Raw genomic sequence first — 910 nt, forward strand, 5'->3', positions numbered from 1 at the left:
TATTTTTGTTATTTTGTGTTTAGTGTAACCCGCGAGATATACACACTGGCTATCGTCGGCAGGGTCAGGTGGGGATAAGGGCCAGGCGTGGGACGGGGCATCCGGCAGGTCCGGGTAACGGGGCGGGTGATTATCGGGGAGCCTGCCGGCCCGTCCGCTGAATCAGTTGCCGGAGCAACAGTTGCGCGGGCGCTGAAAGCGGGATACGGTCGCTGCCATGTCCTCGTTCCTGGCCACCGCCGTCAACAATACCAACCGCAATAATCTGCGCGCGAATAATCGTGCGCGGCCGATGCGGGACTGCGACCAGAGCTAGAACAGGCAACACGCTCCGGATTCCAGAAAACCCGCATCGACCGATGCGGGTTTTTTTGTGGCCGGGCGGGAACACCAAGCGGCTGCGTCCCGGTATGCCGTTGCTTCGAATGTTTGCCCCCACAAAACCCCAGGAGCTTTCCCATGTGTTCGATCTTCGGCATTTTCGGCCTGCAACCCGGTGACGACCTGCAGGCATTGCGTCGCCAGGCGCTTGATCAATCCCAGCGCCAGCGCCATCGTGGCCCCGACTGGAGCGGCGTGTACGTGGACGAAGGCGCGATCCTGGTGCACGAGCGCCTGGCCATCGTCGACCCGGCTGGCGGCTCGCAGCCACTGTTGTCGGAAGACGGCGGACTGGCACTGGCTGTCAACGGTGAGATCTACAACCACCAGGAACTGAAGAAGGAACTCAGGCAGCCTTACGCATTCCAGACCGCGTCGGATTGCGAAGTTATCAACGCGCTGTACCGCGAGGATGAGGCTGCCTCGTACCTCAACCGTCTCAACGGCATCTTCGCCTTTGCGCTGTGGGACAGCGCCAAGCGCCGCGTGATCATCGCGCGCGATCCGATTGGCGTGGTGCCGCTGTATT

At 61.3% G+C, this 910-nt stretch carries 1 pseudogene; it reads left to right on the forward strand.

Annotation, left to right across the window (positions count from 1 at the left end):
- Positions 1–459: 459 nt before the first annotated feature.
- Positions 460–910, forward strand: a pseudogene (gene asnB, locus ABB26_RS18350) (asparagine synthase B); the annotation flags it as partial.

It is taken from the genome of Stenotrophomonas humi, from assembly GCF_001431415.1.
Lineage (GTDB): Bacteria > Pseudomonadota > Gammaproteobacteria > Xanthomonadales > Xanthomonadaceae > Stenotrophomonas > Stenotrophomonas humi.